The 17414-nt window shown below is 74.7% G+C and carries 17 protein-coding genes and 2 pseudogenes; 12 read left to right on the top strand and 7 right to left on the bottom strand.

Going from position 1 to position 17414, the window contains the following annotated elements; genetic code table 11:
- Positions 1-74: 74 nt before the first annotated feature.
- The 3 genes from JHAT_RS20695 to JHAT_RS20705 are packed head-to-tail and all read left to right on the top strand — an operon-like array spanning position 75 to position 1127.
- Entirely contained in the window at positions 75-302 is a 228-nt protein-coding gene (locus JHAT_RS20695) for a DUF2945 domain-containing protein (RefSeq protein ID WP_077799720.1), read from the top strand.
- 5 nt (positions 303-307) lie between these two features.
- On the top strand, positions 308-640 hold the full coding sequence (locus tag JHAT_RS20700; protein WP_077799762.1) for a DUF3140 domain-containing protein: 333 nt from the start codon (positions 308-310) through the stop codon (positions 638-640).
- Positions 641-671: 31 nt separating this feature from the next.
- The gene (locus JHAT_RS20705; protein ID WP_077799721.1) at positions 672-1127 is read left to right on the top strand and encodes a hypothetical protein; all 456 of its coding nucleotides are present in this window, start codon (positions 672-674) and stop codon (positions 1125-1127) included.
- Here JHAT_RS20705 and JHAT_RS35365 read toward each other — a convergent pair.
- Both JHAT_RS35365 and JHAT_RS20715 read right to left on the bottom strand, forming a co-directional pair.
- Positions 1114-1344 (bottom strand): annotated as a pseudogene (locus tag JHAT_RS35365) (hypothetical protein); the annotation flags it as partial. The gene JHAT_RS20705 and the pseudogene JHAT_RS35365 sit on opposite strands and share 14 nt — an antisense overlap.
- Positions 1345-1372: 28 nt before the next feature.
- On the bottom strand, positions 1373-2929 hold the full coding sequence (locus JHAT_RS20715) for an SDR family oxidoreductase (protein ID WP_077799722.1): 1557 nt from the start codon (positions 2927-2929) through the stop codon (positions 1373-1375).
- A gap of 103 nt (positions 2930-3032) precedes the next feature.
- Between JHAT_RS20715 and JHAT_RS20720 the strand changes: the two genes are divergently transcribed.
- Positions 3033-3542 (top strand): MarR family winged helix-turn-helix transcriptional regulator, encoded by a 510-nt coding sequence (locus JHAT_RS20720; RefSeq protein WP_077799723.1) that lies wholly within the window; start codon positions 3033-3035, stop codon positions 3540-3542.
- Positions 3543-3732: 190 nt separating this feature from the next.
- On the top strand, positions 3733-5808 hold the full coding sequence (locus JHAT_RS20725) for an MMPL family transporter (RefSeq protein WP_077799724.1): 2076 nt from the start codon (positions 3733-3735) through the stop codon (positions 5806-5808).
- 165 nt (positions 5809-5973) lie between these two features.
- Here the strand turns inward: JHAT_RS20725 and JHAT_RS20730 are convergent, their stop codons facing one another.
- Entirely contained in the window at positions 5974-6417 is a 444-nt protein-coding gene (locus tag JHAT_RS20730) for a PPOX class F420-dependent oxidoreductase (protein WP_077799725.1), read from the bottom strand.
- Between the two features lie 208 nt (positions 6418-6625).
- Here JHAT_RS20730 and JHAT_RS20735 point away from each other — a divergent pair, with 208 nt between their 5' ends.
- Positions 6626-7192: a DUF2243 domain-containing protein gene (locus JHAT_RS20735; protein WP_077799726.1), complete on the top strand. Its 567-nt coding sequence runs from the start codon at positions 6626-6628 to the stop codon at positions 7190-7192.
- A complete protein-coding gene (locus JHAT_RS20740) occupies positions 7192-8055 on the top strand; it encodes a cytochrome c oxidase assembly protein (RefSeq protein ID WP_077799727.1) in 864 nt (287 codons plus the stop codon). The genes JHAT_RS20735 and JHAT_RS20740 overlap by 1 nt, the downstream gene beginning before the upstream one ends.
- On the opposite strand, the gene JHAT_RS20745 is transcribed toward JHAT_RS20740, so the two are convergent.
- Positions 8032-8355: a hypothetical protein gene (locus tag JHAT_RS20745; protein WP_077799728.1), complete on the bottom strand. Its 324-nt coding sequence runs from the start codon at positions 8353-8355 to the stop codon at positions 8032-8034. The genes JHAT_RS20740 and JHAT_RS20745 overlap by 24 nt on opposite strands.
- 126 nt (positions 8356-8481) lie before the next feature.
- Here JHAT_RS20745 and JHAT_RS20750 point away from each other — a divergent pair, with 126 nt between their 5' ends.
- Both JHAT_RS20750 and JHAT_RS20755 read left to right on the top strand, forming a co-directional pair.
- Positions 8482-9480 (top strand): mechanosensitive ion channel family protein, encoded by a 999-nt coding sequence (locus JHAT_RS20750; protein WP_077799729.1) that lies wholly within the window; start codon positions 8482-8484, stop codon positions 9478-9480.
- Positions 9481-9625: 145 nt separating this feature from the next.
- Positions 9626-10261: a bifunctional 2-polyprenyl-6-hydroxyphenol methylase/3-demethylubiquinol 3-O-methyltransferase UbiG gene (locus tag JHAT_RS20755; protein WP_077799730.1), complete on the top strand. Its 636-nt coding sequence runs from the start codon at positions 9626-9628 to the stop codon at positions 10259-10261.
- Between the two features lie 63 nt (positions 10262-10324).
- Here the strand turns inward: JHAT_RS20755 and JHAT_RS20760 are convergent, their stop codons facing one another.
- On the bottom strand, positions 10325-11515 hold the full coding sequence (locus JHAT_RS20760) for an amidohydrolase (RefSeq protein ID WP_077799731.1): 1191 nt from the start codon (positions 11513-11515) through the stop codon (positions 10325-10327).
- Between the two features lie 171 nt (positions 11516-11686).
- On the opposite strand from JHAT_RS20760, the gene JHAT_RS20765 reads away from it, so the two are divergent.
- Entirely contained in the window at positions 11687-13153 is a 1467-nt protein-coding gene (locus JHAT_RS20765) for an aminotransferase class I/II-fold pyridoxal phosphate-dependent enzyme (RefSeq protein WP_077799732.1), read from the top strand.
- An 81-nt stretch (positions 13154-13234) separates the two neighbouring features.
- A pseudogene (locus tag JHAT_RS20770) lies at positions 13235-13475 on the top strand (penicillin-binding protein); the annotation flags it as partial.
- Between the two features lie 69 nt (positions 13476-13544).
- On the opposite strand, the gene JHAT_RS20775 reads toward JHAT_RS20770, so the two are convergent.
- Positions 13545-14909, bottom strand: a complete 1365-nt coding sequence (locus JHAT_RS20775; protein ID WP_077799733.1) for a carbohydrate-binding protein — start codon at positions 14907-14909, stop codon at positions 13545-13547.
- Positions 14910-15113: 204 nt separating this feature from the next.
- On the bottom strand, positions 15114-16775 hold the full coding sequence (locus tag JHAT_RS20780) for an alkaline phosphatase (protein WP_077799734.1): 1662 nt from the start codon (positions 16773-16775) through the stop codon (positions 15114-15116).
- A 328-nt stretch (positions 16776-17103) separates the two neighbouring features.
- On the opposite strand from JHAT_RS20780, the gene JHAT_RS20785 reads away from it, so the two are divergent.
- The gene (locus JHAT_RS20785) at positions 17104-17409 is read left to right on the top strand and encodes a hypothetical protein (protein WP_077799735.1); all 306 of its coding nucleotides are present in this window, start codon (positions 17104-17106) and stop codon (positions 17407-17409) included.
- The last annotated feature ends 5 nt before the right edge of the window (positions 17410-17414 follow it).

The raw sequence follows: 17414 nt of genomic DNA on the forward strand, positions 1-17414 counted from the left end.
TTCCCTCCTGCCGGGCCGCCCCGGACGTCCCACCGGCCCCACCGAGTAGAACCGAGAAGGAAGGGAGTACCGAGATGGTGAAGAACCGTGGCGGGAACGAGAAACCGAAGAAGGGCGACAAGGTCGCCTGGAGCAGTCACGGCAGCGAGACCGAGGGCACGGTGGAGAAGGAGATCACCGAACGGACCGAGGCCGCGGGCCGCACGGTCGACGCCTCACCGGACGACCCGCAGTACCAGGTCCGCAGCGACAGGTCCGGCAAGTCCGCGGTGCACAAGCCGTCCGCGCTCAGGAAGAAGTGACGGGCGTGGACGACGCAGAGCGCAAGGAGACCTGGGACGACTTCCGCGAGCTGGTGAACATGACCCCGGCCGAACTGGAGGAGTGGCTCGCCACCGACGCCTCCCGCGACGCCGGACAGCACGAGGACGGCGGCGAGTCCACCGGGCACGCGTCCGGCCGCCGCATCGTGGGCATCCTGCGGGCGAAGAAGAGCGACCTCACGGACGACGACTACGCGCACCTGCGCAAGGTCGTCGGTTACGTCCGCCGGCACCTGGCGCAGCGACCCTCGGGGGACGTCCGCGACACCCGCTGGCGGCACTCGCTGATGAACTGGGGCCACGACCCGCTGTCCTGACGCCGTGCCACCGCACCGGAGGAACACCCCCATGTCAGACACGCACCGGCGTCCGGAGGGCGTCGACGACAAGACGGTGGAGGCCCTCGGGTCCCTGTCCAAGGCGCTGGAGACCGTCGAACGCGCCCGCGGGCACCTGTACTCCTTCCACCAGCTCACCGGCACCGCCGACCTGGAACTGGACCGCACCGTGGAACTGCTGCGCGAGGCCGGCCACCCCGAGTGGGCGCAGCGCGTCGAGACGGAGATCCTCGGACGCAACGTCATCCCCGGCCACTGGACCTTCCAGATCGTCGAGGCGTACGACCAGACGTACTACCGGGCCTTCAGGGACCTGGAGCACGAGGCGGTGGGGCGGCTCGCCGACGGCCGGGACCACCTCTACGAGGCGGAGATGAAGGAGGCCCGCCGCACCCGGAACCATCCGGACCACACGGCCGGCCCCGACAGCCCCGGAACCCGCCCGCCGACCGCCCCCTTCGCCTGACGGCCGCCCGCTCGGCCGCGTCCGCGAGGAGGGCCGGCCGGTCGGGCACCGCGAACCCCGCTGCGTCGACGCCCCGGTCCCGGACGAACAGCGGCACCACCTCACCGCCCCGGTCGAGGGCGGCGCGCGGCGGCGGGCGGTCGTGCGGGCGCAGGCCGACGGTGGACAGGACGACCCGGACGGCCGTGGTGCCCCTTCGCGGGGCGGTGGGGTGCATCAGGCGCCTCGGAACGCCTCGCGGGGCCTCAGGAGACCGGCGTCCGGCGGGACGCTCCGGGCCGGGACGTGCGGGCGGCGGTCCGGGCGATGTTGCGGGCCATGCCGCCGAACACCACGGCGTGGAAGGGCGACACGCTCCACCAGTAGGCGTGACCCGCCAGCCCGTGGGGATGGAACAGGGCCCGCTGGCGGTACCGCGTCCGGCCGGCCCCGTCGGTCTCGGCGTACATCTCCAGCCAGGCCAGGCCCGGCAGCCGCATCTCGGCGCGCAGCCGCAGCAGCCGGCCGGGGACGATCTCCTCCACCCGCCAGAAGTCCAGCGAGTCGCCCGTCCGCAGCCGGGCGGCGTCGCGCCGGCCGCGATGCAGGCCCGCGCCGCCGACCAGCCGGTCCAGCCAGCCGCGCACCGCCCAGGCGAGCGGGAAGGAGTACCAGCCGTTGACGCCGCCGATGCCCTCGATCACCCGCCACAGCGCGTCGCGCGGGGCGTCGACGCTCAGCGCGCGGTCGTCGGTGTAGAGGCTGCCGCCCGCCCAGTGGGGGTCGGTGGGCAGCGGGTCGCTGGGCGCACCGGGGAGGGACGCGGACGACCAGCGGGTGGTGACGCGCGCCTCCCGCACCCGGCGCAGCGCCAGCCGGAGCGCGTCGTCGAACCCGAGGGGAGAGCCGGGCGGCGCCGGCACGTACCGCTCGATGTCGTCGTCCCGGCACACCACCTCGTGGCGCAGCGACTCGGTGAGCGGCCGCGCGATCGACGCCGGTACCGGGGTGACCAGGCCGACCCAGTGGCTGGACAGGCCGGGCGTGAGCATCGGCACGGGAAGGATCAGCCGTCGCGGCAGCTCGGCCACCCGGGCGTAGCGGAGCATCATGTCCCGGTAGGTGAGGACATCGGGGCCGCCGACGTCGAAGGCGCGGCTGACGTCGTCCGGCATGCGGGCGCTGCCGACGAGGGCGCGCAGCACGTCCCGGACGGCGACCGGCTGGATGCGGGTGTGGACCCAGCTGGGCGTCACCATCACCGGCAGCCGCTCGGTGAGGTAGCGCAGCATCTCGAAGGAGGCCGAGCCCGAGCCGATGATGACGGCGGCCCGCAGGACGGTCGTGGGCACGCCGGAGGCCAGCAGGATGCGGCCGACCTCCGCCCGCGACCTCAGGTGCGGCGACAGCTCCCCCTCCGGCACGCCCGGCGGGGTGAGGCCGCCGAGGTAGACGATGCGGCGCACCCCCGCCGCCCTCGCCCGCTCGGCGAAGGTGCGGGCGGCCCGCCGGTCGGTCGCCTCGAAGTCCCGGCCGGTGCCCAGCGCGTGCACCAGGTAGTAGGCGACGTCGACGCCCTCCAGCGCCCGCCCCACCGAGTCCGCGTCCAGGACGTCGCCCCGCGCCACCTCCACGTCCGCCGCCCAGGGGTGGTCGCGCAGCTTGTCCGGGGAACGGGCCAGGCACCGCACCGCGTGACCGGCGGCGAGGAGCTCCGGCACGAGCCGGCCGCCGATGTACCCCGTGGCGCCGGTGACCAGGCAACGGCCCCCCGCCGCGCCGTCGCCGTCCGTGCCGCCGCGTCCTTCGTTCGCCTCGTTCATGGTGTTCCGTCTCTCGTGGGACAGCCGTCGTGCTGACCTCTTCCCCGAACGGGCCGTCACGGGCGCGCCGTGGACGGATGTGACCCTTCTATACGCTGATCGCGTGGCGACAGCGAACCAGCGCGGACGGCGCGCGCACGAACGGCAGACCCCGGCCGGGGCCGAGGCGGGCGACCTCCACGTCCTCGCCGCCGGACTGCGGCGGATGAACGGTGAGATCAACCGTCTCGTGCACGGCTTCGCCGCCGCCCACGGGCTGCACGCCACCGACGTCCAGGCGCTCGCGGCGATCCTGGACGCCGAGGAGCCGATGACGCCGGGACGGCTGCGCGAGCACCTGGGACTGACCTCGGGCGCGGTCACGGCCTGCGTGGACCGCCTGGAACGCGCCGGGCACGTGCGCCGGGTCAGGGAGAGCGCCGACCGCCGGGTCGTCCATCTGCACTACGTGCCCGGCGCCCGCGCGGCGGCCCGGACGCACTTCCGGCCGCTGGCCCGGGCCGCGGCGGCGGCCCGGGACCGCTTCGACGCGGAGGAACTGGCGGTCGTGGTGCGCTTCGTGGCGGCCATGAACGAGGAACTGCGGCTCGTACGGACCGCCGGCGACCGCTGACCCCCGCCGTTCGCGCACAGGGGTGACGGCCGTCCGCATCAAGGGACGGGTCGCGGGCACCGGACGGGGTACCGACACGGCACGGCGGGCCGATAACTCGATGATTGAGATTGTTTATGATCGAGCCACCTCATCGGCGTCCCGTACGGCCGGCATCCCGCACCACGGAAGACCTGGAGACCGCAGACCGATGTCCCGCACCTCACGAGCCCGGTGGCTCGTCCCCGTCCTCCTCCTCCTGGTCTGGCTCGGCATCGGCGGGGCGTTCGGCCCGTACGCCGGGAAACTGGGCGAGGTCGCCACCAACGACCAGGCCGCCTTCCTGCCCCGCAGCGCCGAGTCCACCCGGGTCATCGACGCCCGGAAGGCCTTCCAGCAGGACGAGACCCTGCCGGTGATCGTCGTGTGGACCGCGGACGACGGCGGTGACGTCGCCGCCCACCGGGCGGACGCCACCCGTTCGGTCGCGGGCCTCGCGGGCGAGCCCGGCACCGTCGGTCCCGCGACGCCCGCGCTGCCCTCCGCCGACGGAGCGGCCCTCCAAGCCGTCGTCCAGGTCGAACCCGGTCTCGGCGACCGCCTGCCCGACGTCCTCGGGCACATCCGCGAGGCCGCGGAGCGGGTCCCGGGCACCCGGGCGCAGCTGGCCGGTCCGGCGGCCTCCCAGGCCGACCTCTCCGACGCCTTCTCGGGCATCGACGGGCTGCTCCTCGGCGTCGCCCTGATCACGGTGCTCGTCATCCTGCTGCTCGTCTACCGCAGCGTCCTGCTGCCCCTGGTCATCATCCTCGGCGCCGTCTTCGCGCTGGGGCTGGCCTGCGCGATCGTCTACGCGCTCGCCGAGCGCGACGCCGTGCGCGTCGACGGACAGGTCCAGGGCATCCTCTCCATCCTCGTCATCGGCGCCGCGACCGACTACGCGCTGCTGCTCACCGCCCGCTTCCGCGAGGAACTGGCCCGGCACCCGGACCGCTTCGCCGCCGCGCGTGCCGCGCTGCGCGCGTCCTGGTCGGCCGTCGTCGCCAGCGCGGCGACCGTCGCCCTGGGCCTGCTGGCCCTGCTGCTCAGCGACCTGACCAACAACCGCGCGCTCGGACCCGTCGGCGCCATCGGCATCGCCTGCGCCGTCCTGAGCACCCTCACGTTCCTGCCCGCCGTCCTGGTCCTGCTCGGCCACGCCGCCTACTGGCCCGCCAAGCCCGTCCGGGCCGACGACCCGGAGGCCGGACACCGCCTGTGGCACCGCGTCGCCGGGCTGGTGGACCGGGCGCCGCGCCGTATCTGGGCGGTCTGCCTCGCCGGACTGCTCGCCTGCGCCGCCTTCTGGCCGACCCTGGAGTCGAAGGGCGTCACGCTGGACGAGATCTTCGTCGACGACGCCCCGTCGGTCGCCGCCCAGGAGACCCTGACCCGGCACTTCCCGGGAGGCTCCGGCAACCCCGCCGTGATCATCGCGGACGCGGACCGGACCGCCGCCGTCCTCGCGGCGGCCCGGGACACGCGCGGCGTCGCCTCCGCCGCCGCGGTGACCGCGTCGGGCCGGCCCGGCGGCGGCGCCCCGAAGGTGGTGGACGGACGGGTGCGGATCGACGCGACCCTGCGGGCGCCGGCGGACAGCGACGCGGCCAAGGAGACGGTGGCCCGCCTGCGGAGCGCGGTGCACGCCGTGCCGGGCGCGGACGCCCTCGTCGGCGGCTACACCGCCCAGCAGTACGACACCCAGCGCACCGCCGAGCACGACCGGACGCTCATCGTGCCCGTGGTGCTCGCCATCATCCTGGTCATCCTGATCGGCCTGCTGCGCTCGCTGCTGCTGCCGTTGCTGCTGGTCGCGACCGTGGCACTGAACTTCCTGGCCACCCTGGGCGTCTCCGCCCTGGTCTTCCGCCACGTGTTCGGCTTCGAGGGTACGGACGCCTCCGTCCCGCTGTACGGGTTCGTGTTCCTGGTCGCCCTCGGCGTGGACTACAACATCTTCCTCATGTCCCGGGTGCGGCAGGAGTCGCTGCACCACGGGGTGCGCCAGGGCGTCCTGCGCGGCCTGACCGCCACGGGCGGCGTGATCACCTCGGCCGGTGTCGTGCTCGCCGCGACCTTCGCGGCGCTCGGCGTGATCCCGCTGGCCTTCCTGGTGCAGATCGCCTTCATCGTCGCCTTCGGCGTCCTGCTGGACACGCTGGTGGTGCGCTCGCTGCTCGTCCCGGCCCTCGCCCGCGACATCGGCGCCGTCGCGTGGTGGCCGGGCCGCCTCGGCCGCGGGGCCTGAGGCGACGCGGGACGACCCGGCGACAGGTCCCCCTACCCGGCGGCAGATCCCACGGCCCGACCGGGGCCGGGGGGCACGAACGGGGGCCGGGGGCGCGAACGGAGGCCGGTGGCCGAGCCGGGTCCGGTGGCCCGACCGGAGGTCGCGCGGCGCGGCCCCTGCGGCTCACCCGGCCGGACGGTCACCCGCCCCCGGGGCGTCCGGGCGGGGCCGCACGGTGCCGAGGAAGCGCCGCACGTCGATCTCGATGACGACCCGCTCCGGATTCGCCCGGGGCTGCCGGTAGCGGGCCGCGTACCGGGCCTCCGCGTCCCGGACCGCGTCGGCGTCGTCCCGTACGGTCGCCACGCCCTCCAGCGTGGACCAGCGGCGGCCGTCCACCTGGCTCACGGCGACGGGTGCCTCGCCGGCCCGCTCGACGTTGCGCACCTTGGCGGTGCCCCGGCTCGTGATGACGCGCGCGGTGCGCGTCTCGTGGTCGTACGTCACACCGACCGGGACCAGGTGCGGGCTGCCGTCGGCGCGCCGCGTCGACAGGAAGCACACCCGGCGCTCCTGCCAGAAGGTGACGAACTCCGCGTCCGCGTCGCCCTGTTGCCCGGTGCCCATGCGTCTCCTCGGTCCGGTCGGCCGGCTCGGCCGTCGGTGATCACCTCTTCGTCTCCCCACCCTACGACGCGTGCGCGGACGTGAGCGCCCGTCACCCGGGTGACGCAAAACGACGACGGGATCCCGCCAGTCGGTGACTCGACCCCGCCCGGCGGGGAAACCGTGTCCGGAAGGTCCGCGCACCCGCCGACGGGACGGAGAACAGGCGATGGCCACCACGACAGGCGAGAACCGAGCGGCCACGACGGCGCCGAACAGCATCCGGCTGCCCGGCGTCCTCCTCGGGGTCGGGCTCGGCGGCTTCGTCGACGGCATCCTGCTCCACCAGCTCCTGCAGTGGCACCACATGCTCACCAGCACCGATCACGACCGCATCGGAGTGAAGTACTACGACCCGAACACCGTCCCCGGCCTGGAGATGAACACCGTGTGGGACGGCGTCTTCCACACCGTGTGCTGGCTCTCCGTGCTGCTGGGCCTGGCCCTGCTGTACTCCCGGGTCACGCACCACCGGCGGGCGGTGTGGGCCTCACGGGTGCTGTGGGGCTGGATCCTGACGGGCTGGGGCCTGTTCAACCTGGTCGAAGGACTCCTGGACCACCAGATTCTGGGCATCCATCACGTCCACGGAGGCCCCCACCAGGCGTGGTGGGACGCGGCGTTCCTCGTCCTGGGCGCCCTGTTCCTGGCCGCCGGCCACCTGCTCCGGCGCGGGGGCCGGCCCTTCGACCCCGAGGCCCCCCGGGGCTCCGGGCGGGCCGGGGACCGAGCCTGATGGGCCCGGCGGGCGACGCACACCCCCCGCACCACCACGCTCCGGGCGGTGACGCCGTACCGGGCACCGCGACGCCCCTGCTCGTCCTGCTGCTCCTGCTGGCCGTGACCGCGGCCTACCTGCTCGCCGCGCGCCGGGCCCGGCGCCGCAACCCCGCGCAGGGCTGGAGCGGCCCTCGGTCGGCGTCGTTCCTCGGCGGGGCGGCGCTGCTCGCCGTCGCCCTGCTGCCGCCGCTGGGGCCGGCCGCGCACACCGACTTCCGGGGGCACATGGCCCAGCACATGCTCATCGGCATGTACGCGCCGCTGCTGCTGGTCCTCGCCGCGCCGGTCACCCTGATGCTGCGCACGCTGCCGCCGGTGCACGCCCGCCGGGTGACCCGACTGCTGCACAGCCGCCCCGCGCGCCTGGTCACCCACCCCGCCACGGCGCTCGTGCTGAGCACCGGCACCCTGGGCGTGCTGTACTTCACCCCGCTCTACGACGCGGCCATGTCGCACCCCGCCGGGCACTGGCTGATGAACGCCCACTTCCTGGCGTCCGGATGCCTCTTCGTCCACGCCGTGGCGGGCCCCGATCCGGCCCCCGCGCGCCCCGGCGTACCGGTCCGGCTCGTGTACCTCGGCCTCGCGATCGCCGCCCACGCCCTGATCGCCCAGGCGATGTACGGCGGGTTCTTCGTCCACGTCCACGCGCCCGTCGACCAGGTCCGGCGGGGGGCGGAGATCATGTACTACGGCGGTGACATCGCCGAACTGCTGGTCGCCGCCGCCCTGGTGTCCACCTGGCGGCCCGAGCGGCGCGGAGCGCGCCCGCGGGCCCTGCCGGCGGTCCCGGGATCAGGCGGCGTCCCGGCCCGCTGAGGCCGGGGGCCGCCCGGCCGGCGCCCGGCCCCGGTCCGCTCCCGCGCCGGACCTGCCGCCGGGAAGGAGCCGCAGGTGCCGGCGGCGCCGGGCGTGCCGGGCCGGTTCCGTGTCACGGAGGAGCCGGTCCTCCAGCCACGTCATGGTGAACAGCAGCAGCCCGAGTCCGGGCAGCAGCAGGACGGCAACGGTGACCACGCCGCAGGTCCCCCCTCCGCTGTGGGCGATTCCCTTCCGGGTGCCCGGGTCGGTGCCGGTGATGGGCCCGTGTTCCGTGAAGATGACGCGACCATCGGACATGGGGCGCAAAGAGGGGCACATCGCCCGCACGGGCCGGGATGTGCCCCCGTGTCATGTCCGAGCCGCCCGTGGGTAGACGGGGCCGACGGCAGGAACGCAGCGCCGAGGAACGGAGCACACGAGGCGATGACGCACGCAACCGCACCCACCGGCACGGCCGCGGAACCGCACCTGGCGGCCTCGTGGCAGGACTGGGTGGGCGACCACACCACCGCGCTGGTCGGAGTACCGCTGCGGATCGCGCTCATCGTCGTGGTCCTGCTGGTGGTGCGCGTGGTGGCGAAGCGGGCCATCACACGGGTCGTGCAGCGCGTACTGGAACCGCCGGCGGGCGAGCACGAACGGAGCCGTTCGCGCTGGTCGGGCCGGGGCCCGGCCGTACTGCACCGCGACCGGTCGCGGGTGCGGCAGCGGCGCGAGCAGCGGGCCCGCACCATCGGCTCGGTGCTCGGCAGCGCCGTGACCATCGTGCTGTTCATGGTCGGCGTCGCCATGGTGCTCGACCAGGTGGGCATCGCGCTCGGCCCGTTGCTGGCCAGCGCCGGCGTCGTCGGCCTGGCGATCGGTTTCGGCGCGCAGAGCCTGGTCGCCGACTACCTGTCCGGCCTGCTGATCATGATCGAGGACCAGTACGGCGTCGGCGACTCGGTCGACCTGGGGGAGGCCGTCGGTGAGGTGGAGCACGTCGGCCTGCGCCTGACGCACGTGCGCGACCTCAACGGCGGTCTGTGGCACATCCGCAACGGCGAGATCCTGCGGGTCCGCAACGACAGTCAGGAATGGGCCCGCGCCGTCCTGGACGTCGCCGTGACCTACGACGCGGACCTCGACACGGTCTACCGCGTCCTCGAGGACGCCGGCCGCACGCTGCGCGAGGACCCGGACTTCGCGGGCCTGCTGCTGGAGGACGTCTCGGTGTGGGGCGTGCAGTCCCTCGACCCCGACGGGGTCGTGGTGCGCGTCGCGGCCAGGACCGTGCCGCTCCAGCAGTGGGGCGTCACCCGCGAACTGCGCCGCCGGGTCAAGGAGGCCCTGGACGAGGCGGGCATCGACATCCCCTTCGCGCGCAACGTGTGGGTGCGCGGCGGCGACTCCTCGGAGTCCGGGTCCGCCGCCCTGCGCTGACGCGCGACCGGAGGCGGGCGGCACACTTGCCGTTCCGGCAAAGCCGTTCGCCGTCGCGGCGCGGGCGGGTGCAGCCTGGCGGGGAACGGGCCGGCACATGGGCCCGGCCGTACGGACGACCGTGTCCGCTCCTGAGGAGGCACGCATGACCGACATGCCCGCACCCGCCCCGGCCGCCGATTTCTGGGAGGCCCGCTACCGCGACACCGACCGCGTCTGGAGCGGCCGCCCCAACGCACTGCTGGTCCGGGAGGCGGGCGACCTCGTCCCCGGCACCGCGCTCGACCTGGGATGCGGCGAGGGCGCGGACGCCGTGTGGCTGGCCGGGCGCGGCTGGCGCGTCACCGGCGTGGACATCTCCGCCACGGCACTCGAACGCGCCGCCGTCCACGCCGCCGACGCCGGGGTCGGCGACCGCGTCTCCTGGGAGCGCCACGAACTGGGGCGCTCCTTTCCCGAGGGCACCTTCGACCTGGTGAGCGCCCACTACCTCCAGTCGCCGGTGGCCCTCGACCAGCGGGCGGTCCTCGACGGTGCGGTGAACGCCGTCGCGGATGGCGGCACCCTGCTGGTCGTCATGCACGCCGGCTGGCCCTCGTGGCAGACCGAACCGCCCTTCGACGCCGTCTTCCCCACCCTGGACGGATTCCTCGACGAGCTCGCGCTGCCGGCCGGCGAGTGGACCGTGCGGACCAAGGAGACCGTCCGCCGGCCGAGCACCTCACCCGAGGGCACCGAGGGCCACCGCGAGGACCACGTGTGGCGGCTGCGGCGCGCATGAGGGGCGCAAACGGCCGGTGAGCACCGCCGGCGGCCCGGCCGGGAACCCGTCCGGCCGGGCGGATCAGCCCTCCGCCGCCTCCGCCGCGCGGTGCCACGCCCAGGCCGCCTCCCGCAGGTCCGGACGCAGCAGCACGTCGGCGGCCGTGCACGCCAGCGCCGCGGTCGCGGCGACGAGCACCTCGCGGGCCCGGCCGGAGGCGGCCGCGGCGGCGAACCCGGGGGTGTGGTCGGAACCGTCCTCGCCCATGATCGCGACGAAGGGATGGACGGCGGGCACGCGCGTGCTCACGTTGCCGATGTCCGACGAGCCCAGGTACACGCCCGGCACCGGAGGCGTCAGCGTGATCCCCGCCGCGGACAGGTGCTCGGCGAACCGGTCGGACAGCACCTCGCTGTCCCGGAAGTGGTCGTAGCGGACCGTGGCGCGCTCCACCTCGGTCCGCGTCCCCGTCGCCCGGGCGACGCCCTCCGCGCACGCGCGCAGCTGCCCGATCAGCTCGTCCAGCGCGCGCGAGGTGGCCGCCCGCAGCCCGAACAGCCCCTCGGCGAAATCGGGGACGATGTTCGTGGCGGTGCCCCCGTGCGTCACGATGCCCTGCACGTGGGAGGCCTCCGGCAGCCGCCGGCCGACCACGCCCAGCACGTTGAACAGCTCCACGAGGGCCGCGAGCGCGTCGACGCCCCCGGTCGGGTCGCCCGTCGGATGGGCGGCCCGCCCGTGGAAGGCCACCCGGTACTGCACCTGCGCGGTCAGCGGCGCCCGCCGCCAGTCGTACACCCCCGGATGGAACATCAGCGCCGCGTCCACCCCGTCGAACACCCCGGCGTCCACCTCGACGGCCTTCCCGCCCCCGCCCTCCTCGGCGGGCGTGCCCACGGCCGTCACACAGCCCGCCGAGCCGCCCAGGACGGCGTGCAGCGCGAGAGCCGCGCCCAGGCCCGCCGCCGCGATGAGGTTGTGGCCGCAGGCGTGACCGAGGCCGGGCAGCGCGTCGTACTCCAGCAGCAGTGCCACGGCGGGGCGGCCCTCGCCCGAACGGGCGGCGAACGCGGTCGGCATACCGGCGATGCCGCGCTCGACCGCGAACCCGGCGCCCTCCAGCTCGCCGGTGAGCAGGGCCGCCGCCCGGTGTTCGGCGAAGGCGTACTCGGGGTCGGCGTGCAGCCGCAGCGCGACGTCCCACAGCGCCGCGGCCCGGTCGGCCACCTCCTGGCGGACGTCCTCGTGGACGTCGTCGAGCGTACGGGCCACGCCGCCTCCTCGGGTCGGATCTCCTGACCGTCCGTGACGTACGGGTGCCACCGTCCGGGTGCCGTGACACGCACCGGGTTTCGGCGGCCGGGGGGGTGCAACACGTCTTCATGCGCCGCGGGGCCGTGGGCCACGGACGGACGGCGTCCCCGAACCGACGTGGGAGGAACGATGGATCACTCGCGGGTGCCCGTACTGGAGGCGCTGCAGGACTTCCGGCGCCGGGGCGACATCGCCTACGGACCGCCGGGACACAAGCAGGGACGCGGGGTCGATCCGCGGGTCGCCGAGATCGTCGGCATCGATGTGTTCCGCTCCGACGTCCTCTCCCTCAACGGGCTCGACGACCGTCGCCAGTCCCAGGGGGTGCTCAGCCGGGCGCAGGAGCTGATGGCGGACGCCGTCGGCGCCGACCGGGCCTTCTTCTCCACCTGCGGCAGCTCCCTGTCGGTCAAGACCGCCATGCTGGCCGTGGCCGGCCCCGGCGAGAAGCTGCTGCTGTCGCGCAACGCGCACAAGGCGGTGGTCGCCGCGGTCGTCGTCAACGGCGTCGAACCGGTCTGGGTGCACCCGAAGTTCGACACCGAACGGCACATCGCCCACCCGCCCGAGCCGGACGACGTACGCCGCAGGCTCGAGGAACACCCGGACGCCAAGGGCATGTTGCTGATCACGCCCACGGACTGGGGCACCTGCGCGGACATCGCCGGCGTGGCCCGGGTGTGCCACGAGTACGACGTCCCCCTCATCGTGGACGAGGCGTGGGGCGCCCACCTGCCGTTCCACCCCGCCCTGCCCGCCTGGGGGATGGACGCCGAGGCCGACCTGGTGGTGACCAGCGTCCACAAGATGGGCGGCGCGATCGAGCAGAGCTCCGTCTTCCACCTCCAGTACGACCGGGTGTCGCCCGAGGTGCTGGCGCAGCGCGAGGACCTGCTGGGCACGACGAGCGCCTCGTCGCTGGTGTACGCCACGCTCGACGGCTGGCGCCGACAGATGGTCGAACAGGGCCACGACCTGCTGGACGCCGCCCTGCGCCGCGCGGAGCGGATCCGGGCCGCGGCCGAGGAGCTGCCGGGGCTGCGGCCCATGGGGCAGGAGGTCGTCGACGCGGGGTTCGCCGCCGCCTACGACCCCCTCAAGATCGTGATCGACGTGCGGGAGCTGGGCATCAGCGGCATGCAGGCGACCGAATGGGTGCGGGACCACTGCCACGTGGACCTCGGCGGCTCCGACACCTGCCGGATCAGCGCCTCGGTCACCCACGCCGACGACGACCACACGGAGGAGGTCCTGCTGGACGCCCTGCGCGCGCTCGTCGAAGGGGCCGGCTCCATCGGGCGCCGGCCGCCCGTCCACCTGCCCGAACCCCCGGCCCTGGAGCTGGAACAGGCCATGACGCCGCGTGCCGCGTTCTTCGCCGAGGCGGAGCACGTGCCGGCCGAACGGGCCGCCGGGCGCGTCTGCGCGGAGACGATCAGCCCGTACCCGCCGGGCGTGCCCGTGATCGCCCCCGGTGAGGTCGTCACCGACGAGGTCCTCGACTACCTGCGCAGCGGCGCCGAGCACGGCGTCCTGATCCCGGACGCCGCCGACCCGTCGGTCCGGACGCTGCGCGTGGTCCGCAACGTGTCCTGAACGCCCGGCCCTGACCGTCCTCGGCGTCCGGATCGACCCCGCCGAGCCCGGCGGCGTCTTCCGGGACAGCCGCGAAAGCGCCTGCTCACGTTCCTCGAGGCCCACCTCGACCCGGCCGGCTCACCGGCACGTGCACACGACGGCGTGGTTCCGCCATCCCACCGACGGCGGGCCGAGGTACTTCCCCAGCGGAGCCACCCCCGGCCGGCAGGCGTTCCTCGGCTTCCGGCCCGGCACGGCCCCGGCAGCGGTGTGCACCCGCCGCTTCCGCGCCCGCGACCCGTTCGTCGCCACGGCCTGCGCGTTCCTCGCCGAGAGGTGACGGACACGCCTTCGGCGCGGGTGAGCACCCCGCGCCGAAGGCGTGTCCGTCGAACCGTGCCGTGGCGTGTCACACACGCTGCCACAGGGCCGGCGTGTTCTCCGGCGACCAGGCGCCCTGCGCCTGGTGGTTCTGCAGACACCGGTACCGCACACCGGCGTAGGACACCGTGGCACCGACCTGGTAGACCCGGCCGGCGGCCCACGCGTCCGACGCCGCGTCACCCTGCGGCGCGGGCGTCGCGGACTCGGCGGCCGTGGTCTTCAGGGTGAGGCCGAAGTCGCCGAGCAGCGGATTGACCGGCTGGTAGAACGTGGTGCCGCCGTTGGTGCAGTCACCGGAGCCGCCCGACGTGGTGCCCTGCGCCTGGACGCCCGCCACGAAGGGGCCGCCGGAGTCGCCGGGTTCGGCGCACACCGTGGTCTCGGTCAGCCCGTCGACGGTGCCCTCGGCGTAGTGGACGCTCGTGTCGTGCCGGCGGATCGTGCCGCAGTGCCAGCCGGTGGTGGACCCGGAACGGCACACCGACGCCCCGACGAGCGCCTCCACCGAGCCGGCGACCTGCACCTTCTGCCCGTCCTGCGCCTTGACGTCGGGCGTGGCGGTCCAGTCGGCGTTGACCGCCACCCAGGCCATGTCCTTGCCGGGGAAGACGGAGCTCTGGAAGGTGCCCTGGTCGCTCTGGTCGAACCCGGTGGTCCGCGCGCCCGGACTTCCGCAGTGACCGGCCGTGGCGAAGCCCTGCTGCCCGCCCTTGGTGACGGAGAAGCCGATGGAGCAGCGGGCCTGGGCGTCGATGTAGTAGGCGTCACCGCCGACGAGGTCCTTCAGCAGCCGCGGCCGGTCCGCGGACACCTGGACGCCCACGTTCTCGGCCTCGACGCCGGCGGCCTTGACGAAGGCCGCCGCGGCCGCCTCGCCGGTGGCCTGGACCACGACCCGGTTGGTCTTCACGTCGACGTACCAGACCGGCGTCTCGTCGGTCCTGACCCGCGCGGCGGCGGCGTCCAGCTTCTCCTTGACCGCGGTGAGCCGGGACAGCGGCTTCTCGACGACCGCCGCCTTGGCGCCCTGCGCCTCGATCGTGCCGGTGTCCGCGGCGTCGGTGGTCGCGACGGTCAGCTCGGTGGAGGTCGCTCCGCTCACCCAGGCCCCGGCGAACCGGTCGCCCAGCGTGTTACGCAGTCGGCCCGCGCGGGCGCCGGCCTCCGCCTCGTTGGCCAGCCGGGCCGTCGCCTGAGCCGGCGTCAGCCGGAGGTCGCGCTCCATCGCGCGCAGCACCTGCGCCGACGGTGTGCCGGCACCGAGCGCCCGGGCGGCGGTGGGCAGCGGCGCCGGCGTCGCCGACGCGGCCGGGGGGAGCGCGGTCAGGGCGAGCGCGCCGAGCGCGGTCAGGGCGGCGCGGCGGGTGCGCGCGGCATGTCTGCCGACCATGCGATGTGCCTCCTTCGAGGGCTGTGCGAGACAGCGGAAAACAACGGGTGACCGTGTGCACTGACCGTGGGTCAGGGCGCGACCGGCGAGGAGTCACAGGCCTTGCCGGAAAGAACCGCGTCGATGCCGGGGGTGGGCGTTGTTCGCGCGATGGGGGACGCGGTGGGTGCAAGTGCAGTACACGCACCGCGCGCCGGGCCCGGCTCAGGCCGGCTCCAGCCCCGGCGCGCCCGCCTCGGTGACGAAGGACGCGGCCGTGGTGACGGGCGCGCCGGGCGTGCTGACGGCGGAGACCGTCCTGAAGTCCAGGCGGGCCGCCCGACGGCCGAGTTCGACCCGGACGTAGCCGCGCTTGCCGTTGTAGAACTTCAGGTGCGGGTTGGCCCGCATGTAGGTGTCCCAGTTGGCGGGCTGCTCCACGCCGTCCCGGCCGCTGGCGACGGAGGAGCAGGTGACCTCCGTGCCGAGGGTCCTGGACGCGGGGTCGTCGAAGTCGTCCTTGACGTCGAAGGCGTACGCCACGTGCACGTCACCGGTGAGGATCAGCCAGTTGTCGACCCCGGCCGCCTTCGCCCCGGCGACGACCCGGTCGCGGGAGGCCCGGTAGCCGTCCCAGGCGTCCATGGAGAGCGCGGCGTCGGCGGTCAGGTCGAGCTTGCGCTGGGAGAAGCAGACCTGCTGCGGCATCACGTTCCACAGCGCCGTCGAGTTCCGCCAGCCGTCGATCAGCCACTTCTCCTGCGCGGCACCGGTGAGGGTGCGCGCCGGGTCGTCGGACTCGGGCCCGGGGGCGTGCGGACGGTCGTCGTAGGCCTGGTCGGAGCGGTACTGGCGGGTGTCCAGGATGTCGAACTGGGCGAGCGTGCCCCAGTGCAGCCGGCGGTACAGCCGCGCGTCGGGGCCCTGGGGCAGCTGTGCGGCGCGCAGCGGCTGGTTCTCCCAGTACGCGCGGTAGGCGGCGGCCCGGCGCAGCAGGAACTCGGCCGGCGGCACGGCGTTCTCCGGGACGTCGCCGGCGTAGTTGTTCTCCGTCTCGTGGTCGTCCCAGGTGACGACGAAGGGATGGGCGTGGTGCGCGGCCTGGAGGTCCCCGTCGCTCTTGTAGAGCGAGTAGCGCAGCCGGTAGTCGGCGAGGGTCATGGTCTCGCGGTTGAACACGTCGGGCAGGGTGACGTCCGTGTAGCGGCGCTCCCCGCCCGCCGGGTTCACCGCGTACTCGTAGAGGTAGTCGCCGAGGTGGAGGACGACGTCGACGTCGTCCTCGGCGAGGTGCCGGTGCACGGTGTAGTAGCCGTCCTGGTAGGCCTGGCAGGCGACGGCGGCCAGTCTCAGGGCACCCGCGTCGCTGCCCGGCACGGGTGCGGTACGGGTGCGGCCCGTCGGACTGGTCCAGGACCCGGTCCGGAAGCGGTAGAAGTACTCGGTGCCCGGCGCCAGGCCCGTGACGTCGACGTGCACGCTGTGGGCGTACTCGGCGTGGGCGTCGGCGGTGCCCCGGAACAGGACGCCCGCGAAGCGGTCGTCGAGGGCCACCTCCCACTCGACCGTGACCCGCTCCGTGCCCATCCCGCCGTCCTCCAGGAACGGCTCGGGCGCCAGCCGGGTCCACAGCAGCACCGAGTCCGGCAGCGGGTCGCCGGAGGCGACGCCGAGGGTGAAGGGGTCCTCGGTGATCCGGGCGGTGCGCTCACGGGCGGCGACCGCGCCCCGGGCCGGCAGGTTGGTGGAGAAGGCCAGCGCGGCGGCCGCCGCGGTGACGGTGAGGAAGCGCCGGCGGCCGAGGTGCCGGGCGGCGGCGCCCAGCACGGCGTCGTGCGGGGAGAAGGCGTGCTCGGCCAGTGCGCTGCGACGGCCCGTGGGCGCCATCTGGTGTCCTCTCGTACGGGGCGGGCGGTCCGTGGGCGAGCGGCACGGGGAGCCGGGTGGACCCTGGCGGTCGCCCCGCGCACGCCGGCACGCGTCCTCGCGTGGGGGAGAGCCGGTGTGCGCGGTCCACGCCCGGGCCCCGTCGCGCGGTGGCGCCGACCCGCGATGCGCGGACCCGCATGCTATGCGGACGGAACGACCGGAACGGGCAGGACGTGCGGAGTGATCACACAGGAGGCGGTACGCGCGTGTGACCGTCCACGGCCCGGGGCACCCGGACCGGGCGGGACAGCGCGTACCGGGTGGAGGAAGGCGGCGGGCCGGGGCGATGGCCAGGAGACGACGCTACGAGGTGGCGGCATCCGGTCGCTGGTGGGACGCGGAGGACAACCGCTGGCTGCCGGCCGGTGAGGTGCACGCGTGGGAACAGGGCATGAACCAGACGGTGTGCGGGCTCTCCCTGCACCGGTCGCAGCTGTCCCGCTTCCCGTCCGTCGGCTGGACCGACGTGCTGCCCGAGTCCGGTGGCGCGGCCGACGAGGTGCGCCGGGTCTGCCCCCGCTGCGCCGCCGCGGCCGGCCGGCGCGGCGCGGACGCACGTCCCGGGTGGCGGCGCACCAACCCGCGGCCGTAGGACCG

Origin of the sequence: Streptomyces sp. JHA26 (assembly GCF_002005565.1) — a bacterium.
In the GTDB taxonomy this organism is placed as follows: domain Bacteria; phylum Actinomycetota; class Actinomycetes; order Streptomycetales; family Streptomycetaceae; genus Streptomyces.